Origin of the sequence: Pantoea eucrina (assembly GCF_002095385.1) — a bacterium.
GTDB lineage: Bacteria > Pseudomonadota > Gammaproteobacteria > Enterobacterales > Enterobacteriaceae > Pantoea > Pantoea eucrina.
Genome location: NZ_MIPP01000007.1, coordinates 31,977 through 56,532 on the forward strand (window position 1 = coordinate 31,977; position 24,556 = coordinate 56,532).

20 protein-coding genes, 4 tRNA genes and 2 pseudogenes are annotated in these 24,556 nt (G+C 58.3%); 5 read left to right on the forward strand and 21 right to left on the reverse strand.

From position 1 onward, the window contains the following. Positions 1-32: 32 nt before the first annotated feature. Positions 33-932 (forward strand): EamA family transporter RarD, encoded by a 900-nt coding sequence (gene rarD, locus HA43_RS05410; protein ID WP_094111156.1) that lies wholly within the window; start codon positions 33-35, stop codon positions 930-932. Here the strand turns inward: rarD and HA43_RS05415 are convergent. From HA43_RS05415 to HA43_RS05455, 10 genes and pseudogenes are all read right to left on the reverse strand, one after another. Next, positions 903-1,955, reverse strand: coding sequence for an AbrB family transcriptional regulator (locus HA43_RS05415; RefSeq protein ID WP_094111157.1), 1,053 nt, complete (start codon positions 1,953-1,955; stop codon positions 903-905). The genes rarD and HA43_RS05415 overlap by 30 nt on opposite strands. A gap of 213 nt (positions 1,956-2,168) precedes the next feature. After that, a complete protein-coding gene (corA, locus tag HA43_RS05420) occupies positions 2,169-3,122 on the reverse strand; it encodes a magnesium/cobalt transporter CorA (protein ID WP_039381760.1) in 954 nt (317 codons plus the stop codon). A gap of 186 nt (positions 3,123-3,308) precedes the next feature. After that, entirely contained in the window at positions 3,309-3,362 is a 54-nt protein-coding gene (ysgD, locus tag HA43_RS19415) for a YsgD/CorL family protein (RefSeq protein ID WP_349919670.1), read from the reverse strand. A gap of 75 nt (positions 3,363-3,437) precedes the next feature. Continuing rightward, positions 3,438-5,599, reverse strand: a pseudogene (gene uvrD / locus HA43_RS05425) (DNA helicase II). A gap of 167 nt (positions 5,600-5,766) precedes the next feature. Further along, positions 5,767-6,483, reverse strand: coding sequence for a 5-amino-6-(5-phospho-D-ribitylamino)uracil phosphatase YigB (gene yigB, locus HA43_RS05430; RefSeq protein ID WP_094111158.1), 717 nt, complete (start codon positions 6,481-6,483; stop codon positions 5,767-5,769). Beyond that, a complete protein-coding gene (xerC, locus tag HA43_RS05435; RefSeq protein WP_094111159.1) occupies positions 6,480-7,382 on the reverse strand; it encodes a tyrosine recombinase XerC in 903 nt (300 codons plus the stop codon). Before xerC ends, yigB begins: the two co-directional genes overlap by 4 nt. Continuing rightward, positions 7,379-8,083 carry a DUF484 domain-containing protein gene (locus tag HA43_RS05440; protein WP_094111160.1) on the reverse strand — a complete coding sequence of 235 codons (705 nt, stop codon included), beginning with the start codon at positions 8,081-8,083 and terminating at the stop codon, positions 7,379-7,381. The genes xerC and HA43_RS05440 overlap by 4 nt, the downstream gene beginning before the upstream one ends. Then, on the reverse strand, positions 8,080-8,904 hold the full coding sequence (dapF, locus tag HA43_RS05445) for a diaminopimelate epimerase (protein ID WP_094111175.1): 825 nt from the start codon (positions 8,902-8,904) through the stop codon (positions 8,080-8,082). Before dapF ends, HA43_RS05440 begins: the two co-directional genes overlap by 4 nt. Before the next feature lie 29 nt (positions 8,905-8,933). Next, the gene (gene lptM / locus HA43_RS05450) at positions 8,934-9,137 is read right to left on the reverse strand and encodes an LPS translocon maturation chaperone LptM (RefSeq protein ID WP_039381747.1); all 204 of its coding nucleotides are present in this window, start codon (positions 9,135-9,137) and stop codon (positions 8,934-8,936) included. A gap of 112 nt (positions 9,138-9,249) precedes the next feature. Further along, positions 9,250-11,804 (reverse strand): annotated as a pseudogene (locus tag HA43_RS05455) (class I adenylate cyclase). 308 nt (positions 11,805-12,112) lie between these two features. Between HA43_RS05455 and hemC the strand changes: the two are divergent. Genes hemC through hemY form a run of 4 tightly spaced genes read left to right on the forward strand, consistent with a single transcriptional unit; the run spans position 12,113 to position 16,144 of the window. Further along, positions 12,113-13,054: a hydroxymethylbilane synthase gene (gene hemC, locus HA43_RS05460; protein ID WP_094111176.1), complete on the forward strand. Its 942-nt coding sequence runs from the start codon at positions 12,113-12,115 to the stop codon at positions 13,052-13,054. Beyond that, positions 13,051-13,791 (forward strand): uroporphyrinogen-III synthase, encoded by a 741-nt coding sequence (gene hemD, locus HA43_RS05465; RefSeq protein ID WP_094111161.1) that lies wholly within the window; start codon positions 13,051-13,053, stop codon positions 13,789-13,791. The genes hemC and hemD overlap by 4 nt, the downstream gene beginning before the upstream one ends. Before the next feature lie 23 nt (positions 13,792-13,814). After that, a complete protein-coding gene (gene hemX / locus HA43_RS05470; RefSeq protein WP_094111162.1) occupies positions 13,815-14,945 on the forward strand; it encodes a uroporphyrinogen-III C-methyltransferase in 1,131 nt (376 codons plus the stop codon). Between the two features lie 2 nt (positions 14,946-14,947). Continuing rightward, the gene (hemY, locus tag HA43_RS05475; RefSeq protein ID WP_071668214.1) at positions 14,948-16,144 is read left to right on the forward strand and encodes a protoheme IX biogenesis protein HemY; all 1,197 of its coding nucleotides are present in this window, start codon (positions 14,948-14,950) and stop codon (positions 16,142-16,144) included. Positions 16,145-16,814: 670 nt separating this feature from the next. Here the strand turns inward: hemY and HA43_RS05480 are convergent. The 11 genes from HA43_RS05480 to rfbA form a co-directional block, all read right to left on the reverse strand. Then, a tRNA-Pro gene (locus HA43_RS05480) sits at positions 16,815-16,891 on the reverse strand. Between the two features lie 37 nt (positions 16,892-16,928). Beyond that, positions 16,929-17,015, reverse strand: a tRNA-Leu gene (locus tag HA43_RS05485). A gap of 16 nt (positions 17,016-17,031) precedes the next feature. Next, positions 17,032-17,107: transfer RNA gene (locus HA43_RS05490), tRNA-His, on the reverse strand. Positions 17,108-17,197: 90 nt separating this feature from the next. Further along, positions 17,198-17,274, reverse strand: a tRNA-Arg gene (locus tag HA43_RS05495). 158 nt (positions 17,275-17,432) lie between these two features. Then, positions 17,433-18,176, reverse strand: coding sequence for a lipopolysaccharide N-acetylmannosaminouronosyltransferase (gene wecG, locus HA43_RS05500; protein WP_175540443.1), 744 nt, complete (start codon positions 18,174-18,176; stop codon positions 17,433-17,435). A 19-nt stretch (positions 18,177-18,195) separates the two neighbouring features. Further along, entirely contained in the window at positions 18,196-19,539 is a 1,344-nt protein-coding gene (wzyE, locus tag HA43_RS05505) for an ECA oligosaccharide polymerase (RefSeq protein WP_039381732.1), read from the reverse strand. Then, on the reverse strand, positions 19,536-20,606 hold the full coding sequence (gene wecF / locus HA43_RS05510; protein WP_039381728.1) for a TDP-N-acetylfucosamine:lipid II N-acetylfucosaminyltransferase: 1,071 nt from the start codon (positions 20,604-20,606) through the stop codon (positions 19,536-19,538). Before wecF ends, wzyE begins: the two co-directional genes overlap by 4 nt. Further along, positions 20,603-21,856, reverse strand: coding sequence for a lipid III flippase WzxE (wzxE, locus tag HA43_RS05515; protein WP_094111163.1), 1,254 nt, complete (start codon positions 21,854-21,856; stop codon positions 20,603-20,605). Before wzxE ends, wecF begins: the two co-directional genes overlap by 4 nt. Further along, complete coding sequence (gene rffA, locus HA43_RS05520) at positions 21,856-22,986, reverse strand: dTDP-4-amino-4,6-dideoxygalactose transaminase (protein WP_071668217.1); 1,131 nt, start codon at positions 22,984-22,986, stop codon at positions 21,856-21,858. The genes wzxE and rffA overlap by 1 nt, the downstream gene beginning before the upstream one ends. Beyond that, positions 22,983-23,681, reverse strand: a complete 699-nt coding sequence (gene rffC / locus HA43_RS05525) for a dTDP-4-amino-4,6-dideoxy-D-galactose acyltransferase (protein WP_039381720.1) — start codon at positions 23,679-23,681, stop codon at positions 22,983-22,985. The genes rffA and rffC overlap by 4 nt, the downstream gene beginning before the upstream one ends. Continuing rightward, positions 23,659-24,540 (reverse strand): glucose-1-phosphate thymidylyltransferase RfbA, encoded by an 882-nt coding sequence (gene rfbA, locus HA43_RS05530; RefSeq protein ID WP_094111164.1) that lies wholly within the window; start codon positions 24,538-24,540, stop codon positions 23,659-23,661. The genes rffC and rfbA overlap by 23 nt, the downstream gene beginning before the upstream one ends. Between the last annotated feature and the right edge of the window lie 16 nt (positions 24,541-24,556).

Sequence of the window (24,556 nt, forward strand, 5' to 3'; positions counted from 1 at the left end):
CGCAACCGGTGCGCCGCCTTATGGACAATACAATGGACAGCCAGCAAACGCGGCAGGGCATTTTTTATGCGCTCGGCGCTTATTTTATCTGGGGCGTTGCTCCGGCCTACTTCAAACTGGTCAGGGCAGTGCCGCCCGCCGAAATCATGACCCATCGGGTGATCTGGTCCGTGCTGTTTATGCTGATCCTGATTACGCTGAGCCGCAGCTGGAAGCAGGTGCGTCAGGTGGCCGCTCAGCCGAAAAAAGTTCTGCTGCTGGCGCTGACCGCCGTTACCATCGGCGGCAACTGGCTGCTGTTTATCTGGGCGGTGAATAATCAGCATATGCTGGAGGCGAGCCTCGGCTACTTTATCAATCCGCTGATTAATGTGGTGTTCGGCATGCTGTTCCTGCGTGAACGCTTTCGCCGTCTGCAGTGGCTGGCGGTTGTGCTGGCGGCGGCGGGCGTACTGGTGCAGCTGTGGCAGTTTGGCTCGCTGCCGGTGATTGCGCTGGGGCTGGGGCTGAGCTTTGCGCTGTATGGCCTGGTGCGGAAAAAGATCCAGGTTGATGCACAAAGCGGCATGCTGATCGAGACGCTGTGGCTGTTCCCGCTGGCGGCGATCTATCTGTTTGGTATTGCCGACAGCGCGACCAGTCATCTCAGCGCCAATCCGCTCAGCCTCAATCTGATGCTGGTGGCCGCCGGCGTGCTGACCACCATTCCGCTGATGCTGTTTGCCGCAGCCTGCGCGCGTCTGCGTCTCTCAACCGTGGGCTTTTTCCAGTATCTTGGCCCGACGCTGATGTTTCTGCTGGCGGTACTGTTTTATGGCGAGCGCCTGACTCCCGATAAGCTGGTCACCTTTGGCTTTATCTGGCTGGCGCTGGCGGTGTTTATTTTTGACGCCATACTCTTCTCAGCCCGCACGCGGATGCGCAAAGCGTGAGATAAAGCGCGCCAGTGCCGGGCCGGTGAGCAGAATGGTAAACAGACGCAGCGTCTGCAGCGCCATAACAAACGCCATATCGACCCGGCTGCCGGCGGCGATAATAGCGACGGTATCCAGCCCGCCCGGGCTGGTAGCCAGATAGGCGGTCATCAGGTCAATATGCAATACCCGCGTCAGCATCCATGCCAGCGCCGCACACAGCACCATCAGCCCGAGGATTGAGGCGAGCATCTGCGGCAGCGTCCGCAGCGCCAGCAGGAAAATCGGGCGCGTAAAGCGCAGTCCGACGCTCCAGCCAATCAGCGCATAGGCCAGCGCCAGCAGCCACTCCGGCACCTGCAACGTCGCGATTTCGCTCCCCTGCAGCGTGGCCCCAGTCAGCGCCGGCAGCAGCAGCGCACCGGAGGGGATCCGCAGGCGCTGCCCGAGCCAGGCACCGGCGATCATCACCACCAGCGTCAGCAAAAAACCGTGATCAAGCGCCGGAAACCAGATCGGTCTGGTCGCACCGCCGCTGGTATCCAGACCAATACGCGCCACCACCGCCGCCGCCGTGGCGACAAACAGGACGCGCAGATACTGCATAAACGCGACCAGACGCACGTCAGCCCCGAAATCCCCCGCCATCGCCACCATTGCCGAGGCGCCGCCGGGCGACGATCCCCATGCACCGGTAGGACCCGGCAGGTTACTGAAGCGCACCAGCAAAAAACCTGAGAGACCGCTGGCGGCCAGCGTGAGGATCAGAACCGCCAGCACCACCGGCCAGTCGTTTAATAATGGGGTCAGTATGGCGGGCGACAGGCTCTGAGCGATCATACAGCCCAGCACCGCCTGTGCCAGAATAAACAGCCGCTTATCGATGCGCAGCGTTGCGCCGCTGAGTCCCATTACGGTTCCGGTGATCATCGGGCCAAGCAGCAGCGCAGCAGGCAGGTGAAGCAGCTGGAGAGCAACGCCCAGCGTCAAAGATGCAACCACCAGCAGCATCCATTGTAAGCGGAGAGAGTAGTGTGACATGAGCAAAATCAGACAAAGATAAGAGTTCAACAGGTTACGCAGGTTGCGCCCCCGGAGCCAGCGCAAATCGTTTTTTAATCAGCAGGCGGGGGCGATGTTTGACCAGGGCGCCATGAATGGCGCCCCTACAGAAATGTAGGGGGCGCATTTATGCGCCCCTGGCGTCAGACGGGTGCGGTGTTCAACCAGGGCGCCATGAATGGCACCCCACGATCACAGCCAGTTTTTGCGTTTGAAATAGAGATAAGGTGCCAGGCCTGCCAGCATCATCAGGCAGATTGCGCCAGGATAGCCGAAGCTCCATTTTAGCTCAGGCATAAACTCAAAGTTCATACCATAGCTGGAAGCCACCAGCGTTGGCGGCAGGAACACCACCGAGACCACCGAGAAGATCTTGATAATGCGGTTCTGTTCGATATTGATAAAGCCCATCGCCGCCTGCATCAGAAAGTTGACCTTCTGGAACAGGGATTCATTGTGCGGCAGCAGCGATTCAATATCGCGCAGGATCTCACGTGCCTGCTCCAGCTGGTTACCTGGCAGGCGCGCCTTACGCACAAGGAAATTGAGCGCACGCTGCGTATCCATCAGGCAGAGACGGACTTTCCAGCCGATATCTTCCAGCTCGGCGAGACGCGACAGCGCCTCGTCATACTCTTCACCCTGCTGGCCTTCCATAATCACGCGGCTCAACTTCTCCAGCGCGCTATAGATATTTTCAATCTCATCCGCCAGCTGCTCAATTTTGGTCTCGAACAGATCCAGCAGCAGCTCGTAAGCGTTGCCGTCGGTCAGCTGCTGATTGCGGGCGCGCATGCGGTAAAGACGAAAGGCTGGCAGCTCGCGCTCGCGCAGCGTATAGAGGCGATCTTCGCGGATTGTAAAGGCCACGGTGGAGTTGCCGGCGTGATCTTCAGCATCCTCAAAGAAAAAGAACGAGTGGATATGCAGGCCATCTTCATCTTCAAAGAAGCGCGCCGAGGCTTCAATATCTTCCAGCTCCGGACGCGTTGCCAGGCTCTGTCCCAGCTCTGACTGCACGCGCTCGCGCTCGCTGTCATCCGGCTCGATGAGATCGACCCATACCGACGTGTTGAGTTTATCGTTGTTATCTTCCAGCTCGATGCGCGTCAGGCGATCGCGCTCGAGTTTAAATGCGCTCAGCATAGCAATACTCCCCATTGCAGACCAAATGGGACAGGGCGGTGCCCGTCACGTCCGAAACGTAACGGACACGGCAAAGCCTTAACGCGGAAACTTTCGCTTCAGGGTGTGATCAGTGCTGACTCATGCGACGGATAAGCAAAGGAGGTCGCGGATAACCTTTCAGGCTACCTGCGTAAAGAGGTAGCCTTAGATATTCCTGCTAAACAGGATGTTGAGCCAGCATCGACTGGGCGCGTCCAAGGCATTGTCCTCTCATGATAATAGTGCGCGCATGTTACGCTGAGACGAAAAAGTCGTCAAGGTAGCGCAGCCGCGCTACATCGCCTCCAGCCGCGCATACGCGGCGACCAGCCACTTAATGCCCTGCCCCTGGAAAGCGACCTGCAGGCGACTGTGCTCGCCGCTGCCTTCCAGATTAATAATGGTGCCTTCGCCAAACTTCGCGTGGCGCACCCGCTGACCCAGGGTAAAGCCGCTGTCGCTTTTGCTGGTGGGCGTGCCCATGCGCTGATGGCTGACCGGACGGCTGACGCTGGCGCGCAGGCGCACTTCCTCCACGCACTCTTCCGGCAGTTCGCCAATAAAGCGCGACGGGCGATGATAGACTTCCTTGCCGTAAAGCCGCCGCGTCTCGGCGTAGGTGAGCGTCAGCTTGACCATCGCCCGGGTGACGCCAACATAGGCCAGCCGCCGCTCCTCCTCCAGACGCCCGCCCTCATCCAGCGACATCTGGCTCGGGAACATGCCCTCTTCCATGCCGACAATAAAGACCTGAGTAAACTCCAGCCCTTTTGCCGAGTGCAGCGTCATCAGCTGTACGGCATCCTGCCATTTATCCGCCTGACCTTCGCCCGCTTCCAGCGCGGCGTGCGATAAAAACGCCTGCAGCGGCATTAAATCTTCATCTTCATCCTGATAACTGAACTGGCGGGTCGCCGTGACCAGCTCCTCTAAGTTCTCAATACGCGCCTGGCCTTTTTCGCCTTTTTCCTGCTCATACATCAGCCACAGACCGGAATCTTTAATCACGCGATCGGTCTGCACATGCAGAGGCATCTCTGCGGTTTCATGCGCCAGCGCATCAACCAGTTCGCAGAAGCGCTGCAGTGCCGACGCCGCCCGCCCTGCCAGGGCGCGATTCTGCAGCAGTTCCCGCGTGGCCTGCCACAGCGTAAGCTGTTTTTCGCGCGCCGTCTGACGCACCACATCAAGTGTCCGATCGCCCACGCCGCGCGTCGGCGTATTGACCACGCGCTCAAATGCAGCGTCGTCATTACGGTTGGCGATCAGGCGCAGATAGGCGAGCGCATCTTTGATCTCCTGGCGTTCAAAGAAGCGCATACCGCCATAAATACGATAGGGCATGCTGGCCTGCAGCAGCGCCTCTTCCAGCACGCGCGACTGGGCGTTACTGCGATAGAGAATCGCGCAATCCTGCAGCGCATTACCGTTCTCATGCCAGGTTTTAATGCGGTTAACCACAAAGCGCGCTTCATCCAGCTCGTTAAACGCACAGTAGATTGAGATTTTTTCGCCGTCGCTGCCGTCGGTCCAGAGCTCTTTTCCGAGCCGTCCGCTGTTGTTGGCGATCAGGGCGTTGGCGGACTTCAGGATATGATTAGTGGAGCGGTAGTTCTGCTCAAGGCGGATCGTTCCGCACCGGGAAAGTCCTGCAGGAAGCGCTGGATATTCTCAACCTGCGCGCCGCGCCAGCCGTAGATGGACTGATCGTCATCGCCGACAATAATTACCCGGCTGCTGTCGCCCGCCAGCATGCGGATCCACGCATACTGAATGTTGTTGGTGTCCTGAAACTCATCAACCAGAATATTGCTAAAGCGCTCGCGATAGTGATTCAGGATCTGTGGCTTATGCAGCCACAGCTCATGCGCGCGCAGCAGCAGCTCGGCAAAATCGACCAGGCCTGCGCGATCGCACGCCTCCTGATAGGCCTGATAAATACGCAGCCACGTCTGCTCAACCGGATTGTTGTAGCTTTCGATATGTTTTGGCCGCAGACCCTCATCTTTCTTGCCGTTGATGTACCACATGCCCTGCCGTGCCGGCCACTGCTTATCATCCAGATTCATTGACTTAATCAGACGCTTCAGCAGCCGCAGCTGATCTTCGCTGTCGAGGATCTGAAAATCCTGCGGCAGTCCGGCATCCAGATGGTGCGCCCGCAGCAGGCGATGCGCCAGGCCATGGAATGTGCCAATCCACATGCCGCCCTGTCCGCTGCCAATCAGCTGATCGATACGATGACGCATCTCAGCCGCCGCTTTATTGGTGAAGGTGACCGCCATGATGGAGTATGGCGAGCAGTTCTCCACCGACAGCAGCCAGGCGATGCGGTGCACCAGCACACGGGTTTTGCCGCTGCCTGCTCCGGCCAGCACCAGCAGATTGCTGCGCGGTGCGGCAACCGCCTCACGCTGTTTGTCATTCAAGCCGTCGAGCAGATCAGAAACGTCCATAAGCACCGTTTTTAAAGAATAGAGTTGCGTACCCTGAGTCATTCGTCCTGCAGCGATGCCGCAGATCTCTGAATGGTCGCGCGCTTACGCAGGTAAGTCGCCAGAGTGAACCGGCACAGCTCGTAAAGCCGTGCGCCGGAGGATACGACTGGATAAATTTACAGCCATTATAGCAGTGAGGTCAGGGATGCCAACCGATGAATTTCAACGTGCGGCAGCAGACGGGCGTCATCAATCTGCATCAGATTGCCGCTGTTCAGGTTGATCCAGCACGCCTGCAGGCCGGCGCGCAGCGCGCCTGCAACATCGGTGGTCAGGTCATCGCCAACGTGCAGGATCGCCTCCGGCGCAATAGCAAGCCGCTCCGCCGCGAGATGATACATATCCTGCCACGGCTTGGCGCGACCGTGCGGACCGGCACGCAGCGTAAACTGAAAGTAGTGCTGAATGCCGAGCTTTTTCGGATCGGCATTGCCGTTGGTGATCGCCACCAGCGGCACGCGCTCGCCGAGCCAGCGCAGCGTCTGGTGCGTCTCTTCCGGCATCACAACCTGACTGCGCCAGTGGTGAAAGGTGCGCATCACCTCTCCTGCGCCCGCGGCAGCGTCGGCGGCCGGCAGGCCAATATTCAGTAACGCCAGCTCCACCGAACGGCGGCGCCACTCTGAGACGTCATGATAAATATCGGGTTCGCGCGCCAGCAGCTCATCACGCAGCTGCTGATAATCGGCCGGTGTGAATTCACGCAGCGCCGGGTGAAACGCCTGCAGCGCCGCATGCGTCTCCTGCGCGGTCTTACGGATCACCGGGCGGTTGTCATACAGCGTATCATCCAGATCGAAGGTCAGCGCCTTAACCGGATGCAGGGAGCGGTAAAACTTCATTCTGATTTTCCTCGTTTAGCACGCGGATGCGCGGCATCGTAGACCGAGGCCAGATGCTGGAAATCGAGATGGGTGTAAATCTGGGTGGTCGAGAGATTGGCATGCCCGAGCAGCTCCTGCACCGCGCGCAGGTCGCCGCTTGACTCCAGCAGGTGGGTGGCAAAAGAGTGGCGCAGCTTATGCGGATGAATATGGCTGGCCACGCCCTGTTTGATGCCCCACTCGGCAAACCGCTTCTGCACGTTGCGCGCGGAAATCCGGCTACCGCGCGAAGAGACAAACAGCGCATCATCCTGCGGAGCAAAACTGTCGCGCAGCGCCAGCCAGTGCTGCAGCCAGGTCACCGCCGTTGCGCCAACCGGCACGCGCCGCTCTTTACTGCCTTTGCCCAGCACCTGGACTTCACCCGACTCCGCATCAAGATCGCGGCAGTTTATCCCGACCAGCTCGCTGAGACGCAGGCCGCCGCCATACATGGTTTCAAGCATTGCGCGATCGCGCACCGCCAGCGGGTCATTAAGGTCAATCTCCAGCAGCTGCGTGACTTCATCCACGTCCATATTCTTTGGCAGATGGCGGGCGTTACGCGGCGTGGCGATACCTTTCGCCGGATTTGCGCTCAGCATGCCCTGGCTGACCTGCCAGTCAAGAAAGCTGCGCAGGGCAGACATACGCAGCGCCAGACTGCTCGCCTGCAGGCCATCGCGCCGGCTGCGCGCCGCCAGGCTGCGCACCTGCGCCGGCTCCAGCTGCGACCATTCGGTTAACTGCATGCTCTCCGCGAGCGCCACAAGCGCCAGCAGCTGGCGACGATAGTTTTTCTGCGTCAGCGGACTGAGCTGGCGTTCTACCTGCAGATAGCGCAGAAAGGCGTCGACGGCGGGCAGCAGCGTACTCATACGCGCTCGATCCAGCGCGCCAGCAGCGCCGGCAGCATCTGGGCCAGGTGCTGCAGTAAGAGTGTCCCCATGCCGGCCTGATAGTGCTGATTATCGCGGCTGCTGAAGATGACGACGCCCGCTTCACCCCGCTCGCCCAGCAGCGACATCGCAACCGAGCCGACGGCTTTCGCCTGCGGCAGCAGCAGCAGCAGCTCCGGTCCGTTCAGGCTGCCAAGATAGTGCTGCTGCTGACCAAAACGCTGAATACGCAGCGGCTCAAACGCCTGTCGCGCCAGACCCAGCTGGATAAAATCAGAGGGTGCACCGAGGCGCCATTGATCGCTGAACAGCCGTACATTGGCGCCCGCCAGACCCAGCTCGCGCGCCCAGCGCTGCAGGCGGTTCAGCATCTCCTGCAGGCTGTCAGCGGCGGCGAGATGTCCCTGCAGCGCCAGCAGGCGATCGAACAGCTGATGATTGGCGTTGGCCTGCTCCATCAGCAGCGTGATCTCCTCTTCCAGCTGACGGATGTGGTTGCGCTGGCGCGCCATATGCCACTCTACCAGCGAGACGCTGCCGCGCACCGCGTGCGGCACCGCCATCTGTTCAACCTGACGTGCGTTGCGGATAAAAAAATCGGGGTTCTGCTGCAGATAAGCGCTGACGGCGCGATCGTCAAGCTGCACCGCGCTGTCAGTCTGCTCTTCCGGGTATTTCATAAATGGATAAATCCGTCATAAACGTGGGTGGCGGGTCCGGTCATATATAGCGGCTGTCCGGCCCCCTTCCAGGCGATATGCAGCGTCCCGCCGGGCAGATCGACGCGCACTTTTTCTGCCAGCAGCCCCTGCTGAATACCACAGGCTACCGCTGCACAGGCGCCGCTGCCGCACGCCTGGGTTTCGCCGGCTCCGCGCTCATAAACGCGCAGGCGTACGTGCTCACGGCTGACCACTTCCATAAAGCCGACGTTAACGCGTTCCGGGAAGCGCTCATGACTCTCCAGCGCCGGCCCCAGCGTCTCAACGGCTGCAGTTATCACGCTCTCCACCTGAATTACACAGTGCGGATTACCCATTGAGACGGCACCAAACATCACGGTCTGCTCAGCGACGCGCTGCAGATAGAGATTCTCCGCCTTGTTAGCGCGCAGCGGCACACGCTGCGGATCAAAATCAGGCTCGCCCATATTGACCCGTACCAGCTCATCGCTGGTCACGCTCAGCACCATACGTCCGGTTTGGGTGCTGACGCGAATGTCATTTTTATTGGTCAGCCCTTTGAGGCGCACAAAGCGGGCGAAACAGCGCGCGCCGTTGCCACACTGCGCCACTTCACTGCCGTCAGCGTTAAATATGCGATAGTGAAAGTCGAGATCCGGATCGTAGGGTGGCTCTACGATCAGCAGCTGATCAAAGCCGATCCCCAGATGCCGATCCGCCAGGCGGCGAATCAATTCCGGCGAAAAAAAGACGTTTTGTGTCACTGCATCCACGACCATAAAGTCGTTGCCGAGACCGTGCATTTTCGAGAACTGCATTTTCTGCTCCGCCGGATTACTCATTAAATTTAGTTTGACTGTACGCCTGATGAGCTGCCGGTGACCAGGCCCCCGGTATCCGCCTGCTGAGCGGCCTGCTGCTGCTGTTCTGTCGGCTTGTCGTTCTGCTGCGGCTTATCCGCGGGCGGGAAGTATAACGGGCCTTTCAGGCCGCAGCCTGCCAGGCTGACCAGCATCAGCGCCATGCCCAACTGGCTTATGACTCGTCTCATTTTATCTGCTCGTATTGTCCAATTCTCAGCTGCTTATCATCGCAGCTGATGGTGTAAAAGCAACAGGAAATATCGGACAGAGTGGCCGTGCAGGCTGGCTGAAAACCCGCGATCAGTGCACCTGATAACGCGGCATAAAATCGGCGTTGTCGTTATCCGGCGGGGTCGGACAGAGCTGCGTCAGGGTCTGACTGCGGAACGGGATCACCTGAAAACGATCGCCGGTGTTCACGATTTGATAAAACTGCGGCAGATTGAAATTGATAAAGCTTGAGCCGTAGGTAAAGCGATCGTGTGATGAAGAGTAGAAACGGCTGACGTCGCGCACCAGCTCCTCTTTACTGCCTTCGCAGTGGTGGTAAATCTCCACGCGATTGCTCTCATCGAGAATATAGATGTTGAATCCGCGATCGTCGCTGGTGTCTTCAAAGAAGAACTGAATAATGCCTTCGCTGGCGTAGCCGTTTACCACCGGCGGCAGCGGAGTCTGGTTCGATTCCACCTTAATCGATAACCCATGCAGCTTGTTGTTGGAAATCGCGCCGTAAAACTCTACCGCGTTCTCCAGCTTCTGCACCGAGACGCTCATGCGTTCAAAGAAGAGTCCCCAGGTCTGTCCCGCGACGCGAATCGCTTTGAAGCGGCCCGGCTCCTGCCGCGTACTCGACAGGCGCAGCTCAATGCACTCTGATACCAGCTGCTGTACCCGCGTGCGGATCAGGCCACGCAGATGCTGACTGTAGCAAAATACCTCAACCGTATCGGGCGGCGCCGCATCCTGATGCATCTTGCCCAGAATGGTTTTCAGCGCGTCAATCATCGCCTGTTCACCGCTGAAATGCAGGGTACGTACTTCATTCCACGAGTTGCGGTAGAGCAGATCGACGCTGCCAATCAGGCACTGCTGCTGACCAAAGCTGAATACATCCAGCTTGCGGAAATCAAAGTGCACCACCTGGTTACGGAATGCCGCAGTGGGATCGTGCTCAAGATTGACAATAATCGCCAGATGGCGGATTTCGCACGGGCTGTAGAGCGCTTTTGGCGTAGGCGCCGGCAGGCGCAGCGGAAAGTGGCCGGAGACATCGCTGACCAGCTCCTGCAGACGCGCCAGGTCGCACAGCTCGTTACCTTTAATGTGCAGCCGCGTTTTCTGCGTCAGTAATCCGTTGAACCATGCCCACGCCACCAACTTGTTCAGATAGCGGTTATATTCCAGCGGCTGATGGCTGATAATCGAACTCATATCCGGCGACTGATTATAGAGATACCAGCCTGGCCGGTTAGCGCGCCCGGCGGGCACGTGAATAAAGGTCAGATTCTCTTCTGACAGATCGGGTGATATTTGCGGGTTGACCAGCGTGACTTTACCCGGCAGCGCTTCAAAAGCGGCATACAGTTTACGCGTCAATACGCCGATATCCTGCGGGCTGGCACTGACGCTTAAATTGTTCCGGCGCGCAAAGCGGATCAGATTACGATAGCTCTGCATCATCGCATCCAGCAGCTCATTATGCGCCTCGCGCACGCGCTCGATCTTCCACTCCGCCCGATTATCCAGAACGGCGAGTTTCGCTTCGTCCCAGCCCCAGGCTTTTACCAGCTGTAGCAGGATTTCGCGCCGCCAGCCGTTGCGGGCGTGCTGATCGTCACCGGAAAGCTTCTCGCACACTTTCAGATAGAAACAGCGCCGCACCAGATCGAGGCGGGCGTGATCTTCCACACTGGTCAGATAGCGCGTGACCCGCTCCAGCATCATGCAGTAGGGATCCAGCCCGAAGCTGACGATCTCGCCTTCATGCAGACGCTGTCTGATATCCATCGCCAGCAGCTGCGTATTCGGATACTCCCAGCTGTACGCTTCCAGCAGCAGCGTTTTCAGCACCGCTTTATAAGGGGAGTCGATACTTTTATAGAGCTGCCACAGGCTGGCGCCAAAATACTCTTCTGCCGACAGCGTACCGAGGCGCCTAAATCGAGCCATTCGTTCGGTGTCAGTACGCCCTGTGAATAGAGCGACATGACGTAATCGTCATAGTGATGCTCTTCCTCATTCGGCACCATATTCCACAGGATGCGCTTACCCGCCATACGCACCGCCGTGCGATAGAACTCATCAAGCAGCAAAATATGCTGGGTCGATCCGCAATCCTCACCGCCGAGGCTGCCGCTCTCGTTGTGACGAAAACGGTTTTCATCAATAAGGAAAAAGCTGACTTCCACACCCATTGACACACACCACTTCTGTAACAGCGTACACTTACGCTGCAGGGCCAGACGCTCTTCGTTATCAAGCCAGGAGTGGTGGCACACCCAGATATCCAGATCGGATGCGCTGTTCTGCCCGACCGACGAGGTGCTGCCCATCGAGTAGATAGCGGTAATTGGCCGTTCGCCCCCGGCCGCTGGCGTCAGGTCTGCCGCCGGTTTGCCGGTAACGGTATGCAGCAGCTGCTGTTGCTGTTCATCAGGCGTGAAGAAGCAGACGCCGTGTGGAACGTTACCTTCGAGGTAACCCGGCATCAGAGGATGATGATAGTGCAATAATGTTGGCAGCAGACTGTAGACGTGCTGGAAAGCAGGCCCCATGGCAGCCAGCGCGCGATCTACGCGCAGCTGGTTAATCGCATCCAGTCTCTGTTTAAGTGTCTCAATGTAGAGGTACAAGACGTTTCGCCTGATTGTCCCAGTGTTAAGCACCCTGCTTCCAGCGTTTGCCATTTTAATAATGAGGTATGCAGGCAAATTATTGCTGGAAACGTGATCAATCTAACACCAGAAGGATTGACCGTAAAGAAAGTTGCGCTACATGACAGTTTAGCATCTGCCGCAGAGCAACCCGCTTTTTTTGCGCCACGCCTGCTGAGGTATGGCGAGCCACAAATGAATAGTGCGGCCTTTTCAATCCGTTGAAACTGACAGCATTCCCCTATCGATGATAGGATAATCGATGAACGATCAAAATGGTTAACGGTATGTTAAACAAAATTTTCAGAATTGCTACCCGTCAAAGTCCTCTCGCACTCTGGCAGGCACAATATGTTCAGCAGCGCCTGATGGCAGCCCATCCGGGCCTGCAGGTAGAGCTGGTGCCGATGGTGACCAAAGGCGATGTTATTCTCGATACCCCGCTGGCAAAAGTGGGCGGCAAGGGTTTGTTCGTTAAAGAACTGGAACAGGCCATGCTGGAGAATCGCGCCGATCTGGCGGTGCATTCCATGAAAGATGTGCCGGTTAACTTTCCGGAAGGCCTGGGTCTGGTGACTATCTGCGAACGTGAAGATCCACGCGACGCCTTTGTCTCTAATCACTATAACGCTATCGATGAGCTGCCTCAGGGTGCAGTAGTTGGCACCTCCAGCCTGCGCCGCCAGTGTCAGCTGAGCGCACGCCGGCCTGACCTGATTATCCGTTCGCTGCGCGGCAATGTCGGCACCCGTCTCGGCAAGCTTGATGCGGGTGAATATGATGCCATTATTCTGGCCGCTGCCGGTCTGAAACGCCTTGGGCTGGAAGATCGCATTCGTCAGGCACTGCCTGCAGAGCTTTCACTGCCCGCCGTGGGACAGGGTGCCGTAGGCATTGAGTGCCGGCTTGATGACAGCGCATTAATTACGCTGCTGCAGGCGCTGAACCACAGTGAGACAGCAGTATGCGTGCGCGCTGAGCGCGCCATGAATACCCGGCTTGAGGGTGGATGTCAGGTGCCGATCGGCAGTTTTGCCGTACTGGAAGATGACCAGCTCTGGCTGCGCGGTCTGGTCGGTGCGCCCGACGGCAGCCAGATGGTAACCGGTGAACGCCGTGGCCCGCGTGAGCAGGCGGAGCAGATGGGCATTTCGCTGGCTGAAGAGCTGCTGAATAAGGGCGCGCGCGAAATTCTGCATGAGGTCTATCAGGGACAGCCGCCGGTATGACTATTCTTGTGACCCGTCCGGAACCGGCTGCCAGCGAGCTGGTTGCGCGCCTGCGCAGCCTGGGCAAGCTGGCGTGGGCGTTTCCGCTGATTGAATTTACGCCGGGTCGCGATTTAGCACAGTTACCGCAACAGCTGACGGCGCTGCGGCCGGGCGATCTGGTGTTTCTGCTGTCACAGCAGGTAGTGAATTTCGCCCATCCGGCGCTGCAGCACAGCCAGACAACCTGGCCCGCTGCCGCTGACTACTATGCGATTGGTCGCTCAACCGCGCTGGCGCTGCATACCGTCACAAATCTCAAAGTAGACTATCCTCATGCGCGGGAGACCAGCGAAGAGCTGGTTCGCCTGCAGCGCCTGCAGCAGGTCAGCGGCAAGCGCGCGCTGATCCTGCGCGGCACTCCCGGTCGGGAATTATTAGCGGAAACTCTCATCGAACGTGGCGCAGAAGTGCAATACTGTGAGTGCTATCAGCGCAATGAGAAGCACTACGACGGCGCTATTGAGGGTCGGCGCTGGCGCGACCGCGGGATTACCACGCTGGTGGTGACCAGCGGTGAAATGTTAAAACAACTCCATGCACTGTTTCCGCCAATCGATCGGCGGGAGTGGTTACTGCACTGTCGACTGGTGGTCGTCAGTGAACGTTTGGCTACCCAGGCCGCTGAAGCGGGCTGGCAGGAGATAGACGTAGCCGATGGTGCCGATAACGACGCGCTGCTGCGTGCGTTACGCTGAACTTAACAATGGGATGAGCCACAATGACGGAACACAAAGCTTCCTCCGCCATGGTTGAAGAAACTACCCCAGCGGACACTTCCCCGACGCCAGAAAACCAGCCGCCACGCGAAAAACAGCGCGATGGCCGGGTATTAAGCGCCGTGGCAATTGTGATTGCGCTGGCGATTGGCGCAGGCCTTTACCTCAACGGGAAACATCAGGCCGATGTACAGGCTCAGACTAACCAGCAGCTCAGCGAGCAGCTCAGCGCGCTGCAGCAGCAGCTTGGCAGCGACAAACGCCAGCTGACGCAGCAGCTGACTGATGCGGGCACTGCTCTGCAGGAAGCGCGCGCTAAGCAGGATAACAGCGCAAAAGAGCTGGAGACGCTGCGTGAAAAAGTCGCCACTATCTCCGGTAATGACACCCGCACCTGGCTGCTGGCGCAGGCTGACTATCTGGTAAAACTGGCGGGCCGCAAACTCTGGAGCGATCAGGATGTCACCACGGCCGCTGCGCTGCTGAAAAGCGCCGATACCAGTCTGGCTGAGATGAACGATCCCAGCATGACCAACGTCCGCCGGGCGCTGACGCAGGATATCAGCTCACTTTCGGCCGTCAGCCAGGTCGACTACGACGGCATCATCCTCAAGCTGAATCAGCTCTCTAACGGCGTAGACAATCTGCGCCTGGCGGACAACGACAACGACGATGCGCCAATGGATAGCGACGGTGGCGAACTCTCCGGCTCGCTGCACGAATGGCGGCAGAATCTGGTGAAGAGCTGGCATAATTTTATGGATGATTTCATTACCATCCGCCGCCGTGATAATACCGCTCAGCCGCTTCTGGCGCCTAATCAGGACGTCTATCTGCGTGAAAATATCCGCTCCCGTCTGCTGGTGGCTGCGCAGGCGGTGCCGCGTCATCAGGAGGAGATCTATAAACAGTCGCTGGATGCGGTATCGAGCTGGGTACGCGCCTGGTATGACACCAACGATGCGGCGACCCGGGCGTTTCTTGCACAGCTGGATGAGCTGAGCCAGCAGACCATCTCAATGGATGTGCCGGATTCGCTGGAAAGTCAGCCGCTGCTGGAAAAACTGATGCAAACGCGCGTGCGCAATCTGCTGGCGCAGCCATCGGTTGCGGCTGAACAACAGGGAGGCTGACCATGCTAAAAGTACTGGTACTTTTCCTGCTGTTGCTGGCTGGCGTCGTGCTGGGCCCGATGGTAGCCGGGCATCAGGGTTATGTGCTGATCCAGACTGATAACTGGAATATTGAGACCAGCGTGACCGGGCTGGGGATCATCCTGGTCCTGAGCCTGCTGGTGATTCTGCTGGCAGAGTGGATCCTGCGTCGTCTGTTCCGCACCGGCGTCCGTACGCGCGGCTGGTTCACCGGCCGCAAACGTCGCAGCGCGCAGCGTCATACGCAGCATGCGCTGATGAAGCTGGCTGAAGGTGACTATCAGCAGGCAGAGAAGCTGCTGGCGAAGAATGCCGATCACGCCGATCAGCCGGTAGCAAACTATCTGCTTGCGGCTGAAGCGGCGCAGCAGCGCGGCGATGAAACCCGTGCTAATCAGCATCTGGAACGCGCTTCTGAACTGGCAGAGAACAATACTATCCCGGTGGAGATCACCCGGGTCCGGCTGCAGCTGGCGCGCAACGAAGATCATGCGGCGCGTCACGGTGTTGACCGTCTGCTGGAAGTTGCGCCGCGCCATCCGGAAGTGCTGCGTCTGGCGGAGCAGGCCTATATTCGTACCGGTGCCTGGGGTGCCCTGCTGGATATTCTGCCGGCGATGCAAAAGGCCAAAATTAACGATGATGCGCAGCGTCATGCGCTGCAGCAGCAGGCGTGGCTGGGGCTGATGAACCAGGCGATGGCCGATCAGGGTAGTGAGGGTCTGAAGCGCTGGTGGCAGAGTCAGAGCCGCAAGACGCGGCAGGAGACTGCGCTGCAGGTGGCCATGAGTGAGCATCTGATCGAGTGCAACGATCCCGACACGGCTCAGGATATCGTGCTGGACGGTCTGAAAAAGCAGTATGACGATCGGCTGGTGCTGCTGATGCCGCGCATTAAAAGCGGCAATCCTGATGCGCTGGAGAAAGCGCTGCGTCAGCAGATCAAACAGCATGGGGCAACGCCACTGCTGCACAGCACGCTGGGGCAGCTGCTGATGCGCCACGGCGAATGGCAACAGGCCGCCGATGCGTTTGAGCAGGCGCTGGCGCAGCGTCCTGATGCGTTTGATTATGCCTGGCTGGCGGATGTCTACGATCGCCTGCAGCGTCCGGAGGATGCGGCCAGCATGCGCCGCGAGGGCCTGCTGCTGACGCTGAAGAACAATCCGGCAACCTGATTTATGCTTGTTGTTTGTCTGCCGGGCTTGTCCCGGCTTTTTTTTGCCTGAACCGTGCCATCCCCGCCGTAAGCAGATAAAAAAACACCTGCCAGAAGCAGGTGTAAGATCAGGTCGTAAGACAACTGATGGTATCCGACTCAACGTAATGTCCGTCTAACTACAGTAGCGCACAGCGTTACTGCCAGGCTGGACAACGGATACCGTAAGGGGCTCTGCATCATTCCCAGGTTTATGTCGCCTGAGCGGACATAAGAGGTGGAATGAGCATCTACGACAGGAAGTATTGCACAAGATGTGCCAGATTGGCATTTTTCTTAAAAAGCTTTTCTGGTTCAGGGAGTTAACGCTGCTGTTCTCTTATCTGAAAAGCGACATGCCGCAGGCAGTATGCGATTGCGGTCATTTCCGTCGCAAAACAGCGACAAATAGATCTCTTATGGAATAAATTCAATCTATTCAAAGCGTTATTTGTCGCAAAAATACGACAAAAACTGTAGCGGTCGCATTGCGGGTTTAAACCAGGGCGCCATTAATGGCGCCCCTACGGTTTGGTGGGGGCCGCGCATCGTATCGCGGATTTTTTTGCAGGGGTCGCATTTATGCGACCCTGGCCGCAGATTACACGCAAACGAAAAAAGCCTGCTTTTTCAAGCAGGCTTTTCGAATATGGTCGGCGAGAGAGGATTCGAACCTCCGACCCACTGGTCCCAAACCAGTTGCGCTACCAAGCTGCGCTACTCGCCGATTTTTTACTTCTTTACTTCTTTACTAAAATTCTGCCTGGTGCGAAGAGAGGGACTTGAACCCTCACGTCCGTAAGAACACTAACACCTGAAGCTAGCGCGTCTACCAATTCCGCCACCTTCGCATGTCCCAGCAAAATCTGGGGTGGCTAATGGGACTCGAACCCACGACAACTGGAATCACAATCCAGGGCTCTACCAACTGAGCTATAGCCACCATAATTCTGGTGCGTAAGCTGTTACGCTTACTATTCACTGCATAACGCGGTTAAACCCAACCACCGAAGCTCTTGCGCCCAAAAGAAAATGGCGCGCCCGACAGGATTCGAACCTGAGACCTCTGCCTCCGGAGGGCAGCGCTCTATCCAGCTGAGCTACGGGCGCGTAGCGCCGTTGCGGATGGGCATACTACGTATTTGGCTTCACCCTGTCCAGTGCTTTTTAAAGAAAAAAACGCGTTTGGTTATGCTTTGTGCATTCCGTCGATAAATAGCGCAATTTCACGCTTATAAGCTAAAAAATTGCTGGATTAATCAGCAGCCTCAGAGATCGCCCCTCCAGTGATAGCGCAAATATTTCAGCAGCTTTAACTGCCGGCGCCAGCGTGAAGGCTGCCGGATCAGCCGATAGAGCCACTCCAGCCCCAGACGCTGCCAGAGACGCGGTGCACGGGTAACGTTGCCGGTAAAAACATCATAGGTACCGCCTACTCCCATATAGAGTGCGTCGGGCCAGTGCTGGCGGCAGTCACGCATCAGAAGCTCCTGACGTGGTGAACCCTGCGCTACGGTAACGATTTTTGCGCCGCTCGCAGCGATACGTGCAAACAGCGCCTCGCGGTCAGCCGGGGCAAAATAGCCGTTCTGGCTGCCGACAATATTTACGTTCCACTGACGCTGCAGTTTGTCGCAGGTCTCCTGCAGTACCTGCTCGCGGCCGCCAATTAAAAATACCGGAATCCCGGTGCGTCCGGCGCGCTCCATCAGCGCCTCCCACAGATCGGCACCGGCAATGCGGCTGACCTGCAGCTGCGGATACTTTTTGCGCAGCGAGCGGACAATACTGATGCCATCCGGATATTTAAACTCAGCTTCGCTAATCAGAGCGCGCAGCTGCGCATCTTCTTCCAGCGTCAGCATCTTTTCAGCATTGATGGCAATCAGCGTACCGCGCCGGGGCGTGTTATCAGGCAGCAGAAAGCTGACAAAGCTCTCCATATCGTTAAACGCGTGCAGATCAACGCCGCGTATCGCGTAATGCGGCTCAGTGGTCGTCATGGTTTTCATCTTCCGTTTTGCCCGGTGATCAGGAGGAGCCGCGCAGCGCCTGAACACGACGCGGACGAATAAGCCCTGCGCGCGCCAGCAGCCAGCTGAGCAGCTTTGCCAGGCCTGTACAGGCGGCAAAAATGATGCAGAAAAACACCACGCGCGAGCCGAATGCGTCCAGCCCCTCGCGAGCGAGAACGATCATGTTAAACACCGCACCGAAGCAGAAACTCTGCAGCACCGCGCCGCTATAGCGGTTGTCGCTGTCACGTCCCTGCGTATAAAGCGCGTCAAAGCCTTTCATCAGGAGGCCCACCGCTACCGCACCCAGCGGAATAAACAGCACGCCACCCATGATCAGCAGCGAACCGATCAGCGTCGGCGAAATGGCCAGGCCGGAGTGGTTATTCAGCACTTCCCAGGTAAAGTAGTTAGCGCTGTTCAGGATCGCAGAGGGACGATCGGGCCACAGCCAGCCCGGAATAAAGACATAAAAGTCGCGCCAGAGCGGCGCCAGCCCCTGAAAATCGATTTTGTCATAGTTCTGCAGCAGCAGCGCCAGGTTCTCCCACGGCGAGAACGTATCCCGCGTCAGGTAGAGAAACGTATAAAAGGCCTCTGCCCCGGCCACATCCAGGTTGTAGCGCCGCAGCGCCAGCCAGAACATACCGCAGATCGCCATCGCGCCTGCCCCTGCCAGCATCCAGAGCGTGATCCAGCCGCGCGTAATACCAATAAACAGAAACAGCGCAAAGGCGATGATGATGTTCGCGCGCGTACCGCCCACCAGCGCATAGGTCAGCAAGCCAAACGCCACCGTTACCAGCAGAAACAGCAGCCACTGCCGCTGTGTCGGATGCAGAAAATAGCGGATCAGCATCGCCGGAATAAAGAAATAGAAGAAGCGCTTGAGCGCCACGCCAGAAACCTCACTCGAGAAAATCTGGTTATAGGCCGAGAGCCGGAACAGCAGCAGCCCGTTGTGCATGAAAAACACGGTCACCGTGCCAATCGCCACCAGCGCCAGCAGCAGGCAGGTGAGATGCGTCTCCACCCGATCCATTACCAGCCACGGCTTGCGCGGCGCGGCGCTGGCCGGTCGCAGCCGGACTTTATAACTGACGTAGTAAATAGCGTAGAAGCTGGTGGCTGCCAGCAGCGCCTGCAGCAGAAAGGCGGGCGGTACCACGGCCACATCAAAGCGGAATACCAGTACGCTGGTCAGCGGAAAACCAAAGTAGAAGGTCAGCAGAAACAGCAGCGTAAAGAAGAGATGAAAGTTAAAGCGCACGCGCCTGAACTCACGCCAGGTCAGCGTCAGGATAAAGCCCAGCGAGCAGAGATAAACCACCAGCAGACCACTAAACTGCAGCAGACTCATGATGCACTTCCTTCACTCAGGCTGAGCGCATGGCGCCAGCCGGCAAGATAGCCCGGCGCAAAAAAAGCGATGGCCGGTTTGTCGCACGCCGTCAGCTGGCGCTGCGCTTCCGCGATGCGGCTGGCATCAAGTTCGTCACAGCTGAACAGCACCGGGATGCCCTGCTCGCTGAGATCGCGCCAGAACGGATTTTTACGGTTCAGCACAAAGGGAATGTTAGCCTGAATCAGCAAACAGAGCGTGCCAATCCCCTGCTGCCGCTCAAACATAAAATAGCCAAGCTGGCAGCGTCTGAGCAACTGCAGGTAGGCTGGAAAATCGAGCCTGTCGCGGATCAGCGTAACCTGCCCGGCCGGAAACAGACGCTGCGCCGCCGCATCGATCTCATCAATATAGGCATAGTTGTTGGCCGGGTAGCCGAGCGGAACCAGCACGCTGACCTGCTCGCCAAACTGCCGGCGTATCGCCTGCAATCCTTCAATGTGCCGGTTGCTGCGGTCGCCGGAGTTGCCCAGCAGGATCGTCAGCGCACTGTCCGATGCTGTGGCTGCCGGCAGCGCAATATCAGGCATGCGCGTCGGAAAATAGAGCAGTGACGCCGGCACCTGCGGATGCCGCTGCTGATAAAAAAAGAGATCGCCGCGCGTAGCAAACACCTGTGCCATACGCCCCTGCGCGATGCGGCGCAGCAGATAGAACAGACGATATTTCAGCCCGGCACCCTCTTCATACAGGTCAGCTCCCCAGACATGCCAGAACGCCTGATGGCGGCGGATCTTTCCGCTGAGCAGCGCCAGCCAGATACGCGGGTTAAACTGTCCGTGAAAGAAAAAGCGCCGGGAGCGATCGGCGGCGCGCGCTATTACCGCCTGCGCCAGCGCGGCTTTAGTAGCGAAAGTTTCGATCTGCAGCTGGCTACAGGCGGGCAGCGAGCCAGGCGCAGCAACTACCATAAAGCGGCGCGGCGCGGCGGCAGGCAATTCAGTGCCTATCACGTCATTAAAGAAACGCAGCACCGTCTGATTGTGATGCGGGATATCAGATCCCAGCACATGAAATAACGTCATTTTGTCCGGCAATAAATCAGGAAAGCGCCACAGCAAAGGGCAAAATAGAGTATATAGGTCGCCATATACGCCTGCGCTGCGCCAGTCGCGCCGTGAAGCGGGATCAGCCAGCGCGAAAACAGCGTCAGCAAAGCAAACTGGCTGATCTCGGTGAGTATATAGAAGCGCAGCGACGCTTTGGCGATCACCAGATATCCGAAAACATAGGCGCCGACTTTAAAGAGATCGCCACATAACTGCCAGATAAAAAGATCGCGCATGCCGCTAAACTGCGGGGAAAACAGCAGCCAGATCGCCATGTCGCGCAGCAGCCAGACAGCGAAACTGGCGGCCGCCACCGCCGGCAGTACAAACCGCAGCGCGCGGCCTATCTCCCGTGCAATCTGCGGCTTATGCTCCAGGCGTGCCAGCGTCGGCAGCAGCCAGACGCTGAAAGTAGCGGTAATAAACTGCAGATAGGCGTCAGAGATCGTCGTCACGCCCTGCCATAATCCCACCTGCGCCCAGCCCTGCTGTTCCGCCAGCAGATTACGCATCATCACCCACGCAACCGGCAGCGTGATCGACGTCATCAGCGCCATCAGCGTATATTTTGCCAGGTTGCGTGCCAGTTCCGGCTGCCATACTGGTCTGAGCCAGCGCAGCGGCAGCACCGCACGATGGCGCCGCAGCATAATCAGCGCCGGTATCACCAGCAGCGCCGGGACCAGCGCCAGTCCCGCCAGCGCCCCCTGATAACCGCCCAGCCACCAGCAAATAATATAACCGGCCACCCCTGTCAGGCTGCCGGTTATCAGCGCCAGCGCATTGCCGCGCGCATCGCGAAAGCCTTTCAGCAGCGCCAGTGTCAGATTCGCCCAGGCGATGCCAAACTGCAGAAACGCCACGATGCGCACCACGCTCTGGTAGTGCTCGTGCCCAAACAGCATCCGGCTGACCGGTGCCGCACCCAGCAGCAGACCCGCGGCCAGCAGCGCCGAAAAGCCCAGCACCATCGCAGAGGCCGTACCGGTCAGCGCCCGCAGCTGCGCAGGTTCATGCTGCAGCTGCGCCACGCTGGCGGTCACGCCATTAAAAATGCCTGCGCCAGCCAGTACGCCGAGCACGGTAATCAGCTGCCGGAAGTTACCCGCCTGCCCGACGCCTTCCGGACCGAAACTCAGCGCCAGCAGCTTTATCACCAGCAGGCCAGCCGCAATTTTTACCAGCGTGGAGGCCGCGGTCCAGACCGATGCTTTTGCCAGCGACATCAGGCAAAGTAGCTCAGCAGAGAGCTAATCACGGTACGCTGATTGTTATCTGACAGGTTATAGAACAGCGGCAGGCGCAGCAGGCGCTCGCTGTCGCGCGTGGTGACGCGATCTTCACCGTGGAAGCGGCCAAACCGCTCACCGGCAGGCGACGTATGCAGCGGAATGTAGTGAAACACCGTGAGGATCTCCGCTTCTTTCATCCAGCGTATCAGCGCTTCGCGATCGTCACTATCGCGCAGTTTCAGATAGAACATATGCGCATTATGACGGCAGCTATCCGGCACTGCCGGCAGCGCGATCCGCCCCTGAGCCGCCAGCGGCTGCAGCGCGTCGTAGTAGCGCTGCCACAGTCGCAGTCGCTGCTGGTTGATGGTCTGCGCCGCTTCCAGCTGCGCCCAGAGATAGGCTGCCTGCAGATCGGCCATCAGGTAGCTTGAGCCGATATCGCGCCAGGTGTATTTATCCACCTGACCACGGAAAAACTGACTGCGGTTGGTGCCTTTTTCCCGGATAATTTCAGCACGCTCGGTGAGCGCCGCATCATTTATCAGCGTCGCGCCGCCTTCACCTCCGGCGGTGTAATTTTTCGTTTCGTGAAAGCTAAAGCAGCCGATGTGCCCGATGGTGCCAAGCGCGCGGCCTTTATACTGTGACATGACGCCCTGTGCAGCATCTTCAATGACATAAAGCTGATGCTTTGCGGCCAGCGCCATAATGGTGTCCATTTCACACGCCACGCCCGCATAGTGTACCGGTACGATAGCGCGCGTTTTCGGCGTGATTGCAGCCTCAATCAGTGTCTCATCGATGTTCATCGTATCCGGGCGCACGTCAACAAAGACAATGGTGGCGCCGCGCAGCACAAACGCGTTTGCGGTGGAGACAAAGGTATAGCTCGGCATGATCACTTCATCACCGGGCTCGATGTTGATCAGCAGCGCGGCCATCTCCAGCGAGGCGGTGCAGGAGGGCGTCAGCAGCACTTTTTTACTGCCAAAATGCTGCTCCATCCACTGCTGGCAGCGGCGGGTAAAGCCGCCGTCACCGCACAGCTTGCCGCTGGCCATCGCCGACTGCATATAGTCTGTTTCAGTGCCCACCACAGGGGGCGCGTTAAAAGGGATCATGATGCTTTCCTGTAAAACCAGTAGGCGGTGCTTTCCAGCCGGGCACCGCAGCGTAAATAGAGGCGCATCGCTGCAAGATTGCTGAGCTGCGTGGCAACGCGCAGCTGCGCCAGCTGGCGCACCCGGCCCCAGTCAGCCGCAGCCAGCAGCAGACGCTGGCCAATACCCTGCGACCGGGCATCAGGCAGCACCGCCAGCAGTCCGATACGCACATCGCCGTTCACTTCACGCAGGGAGACAAAGCCCTGCAGGCTGCCCTGTTCATCGCAGGCGATCAGACACTGGTGATCGAAGGTGCCGCGCACCGCGTTTTCAATCCACTGCGCATAAAACCGGCCGCTGTCGGCCGCGTCAAACCACGGGGCACGAAACCGGCTCTGGCTGAAGGCTTCTGCAGCGGCGGCACGCAACGCCGGGATTTGCGCCTCACGCGCAATTCGTACGCCAGGCTGACGCGCCGTCTGCGTCAGCGGTAACGTCAGATCGGCTTCTCCCTCAACCAGCTGAAAGCCGTGCTGGCAGACCGCATCAATCGCCGCGGTCTGCTCTGCCGGCACTTTTATCTGCAGCAGGCCTGTCGCCTGCTGCAGCGCCTGCGGCAACGTTAGTTCACCCTGCAGCGTCAGGCGCGCCGTGGGCTGATGAAAGAAGTCACTCTCCCACTCAAGGGGATCAATACTGACGCGGACGGGCATGTAAAATATCCAGCAGATACTGGCCGTAGCCGGTTTTGGTTAACGCCTCGCCTGCCGCCTGTAGCTGAGCATCGCTCAGCCAGCCGTTGCGCCAGGCAATCTCTTCCAGGCAGGCTATCTTGAATCCCTGCCGCTTTTCTACCGTCTGCACAAAGACGCTGGCTTCAACCAGGCTGTCATGCGTACCGGTATCCAGCCAGGCGAACCCGCGACCCAGCAGCTCAACAGAGAGTGAGCCAGCCTCCAGGTACATCTGGTTAATCGCCGTAATCTCCAGCTCACCGCGCGCCGAGAGCTGGACGCGCTTTGCAAACTCCACCACGCGGCGATCGTAAAAATAGAGTCCGGTCACCGCCCAGCGCGATTTTGGCTGCGCCGGCTTCTCTTCGATTGAAAGCGCATTAAACGCCTCATCAAATTCCACCACGCCGAACCGCTCGGGATCCATCACCTGGTAAGCGAAGAGCGTCGCGCCTTCCGTTCGGGCAGCCACTTTTTTCAGCTTCGGACTAAAACCCTGACCAAAGTAGAGATTGTCGCCCAGCACCAGACAGCAGTGGTCGTCACCAATAAACGATTCACCAATAATAAACGCCTGCGCCAGTCCATCGGGGCTTGGCTGTTCAGCATAGGAGAGCCGGACACCAAACTCACTGCCATCCCCCAGCAGACGCTCAAAGTGCGCCCGGTCTTCAGGCGTGGTAATGATCAACACATCGCGGATGCCTGCCAGCATCAGGACAGAAAGGGGATAATAGATCATCGGCTTGTCATACACCGGCAGCAGCTGCTTGGAAATTGCGCGGGTAATCGGATGCAGGCGCGTTCCTGAACCACCCGCCAGAATAATACCTTTCATCATTGCTCCTTCTGGC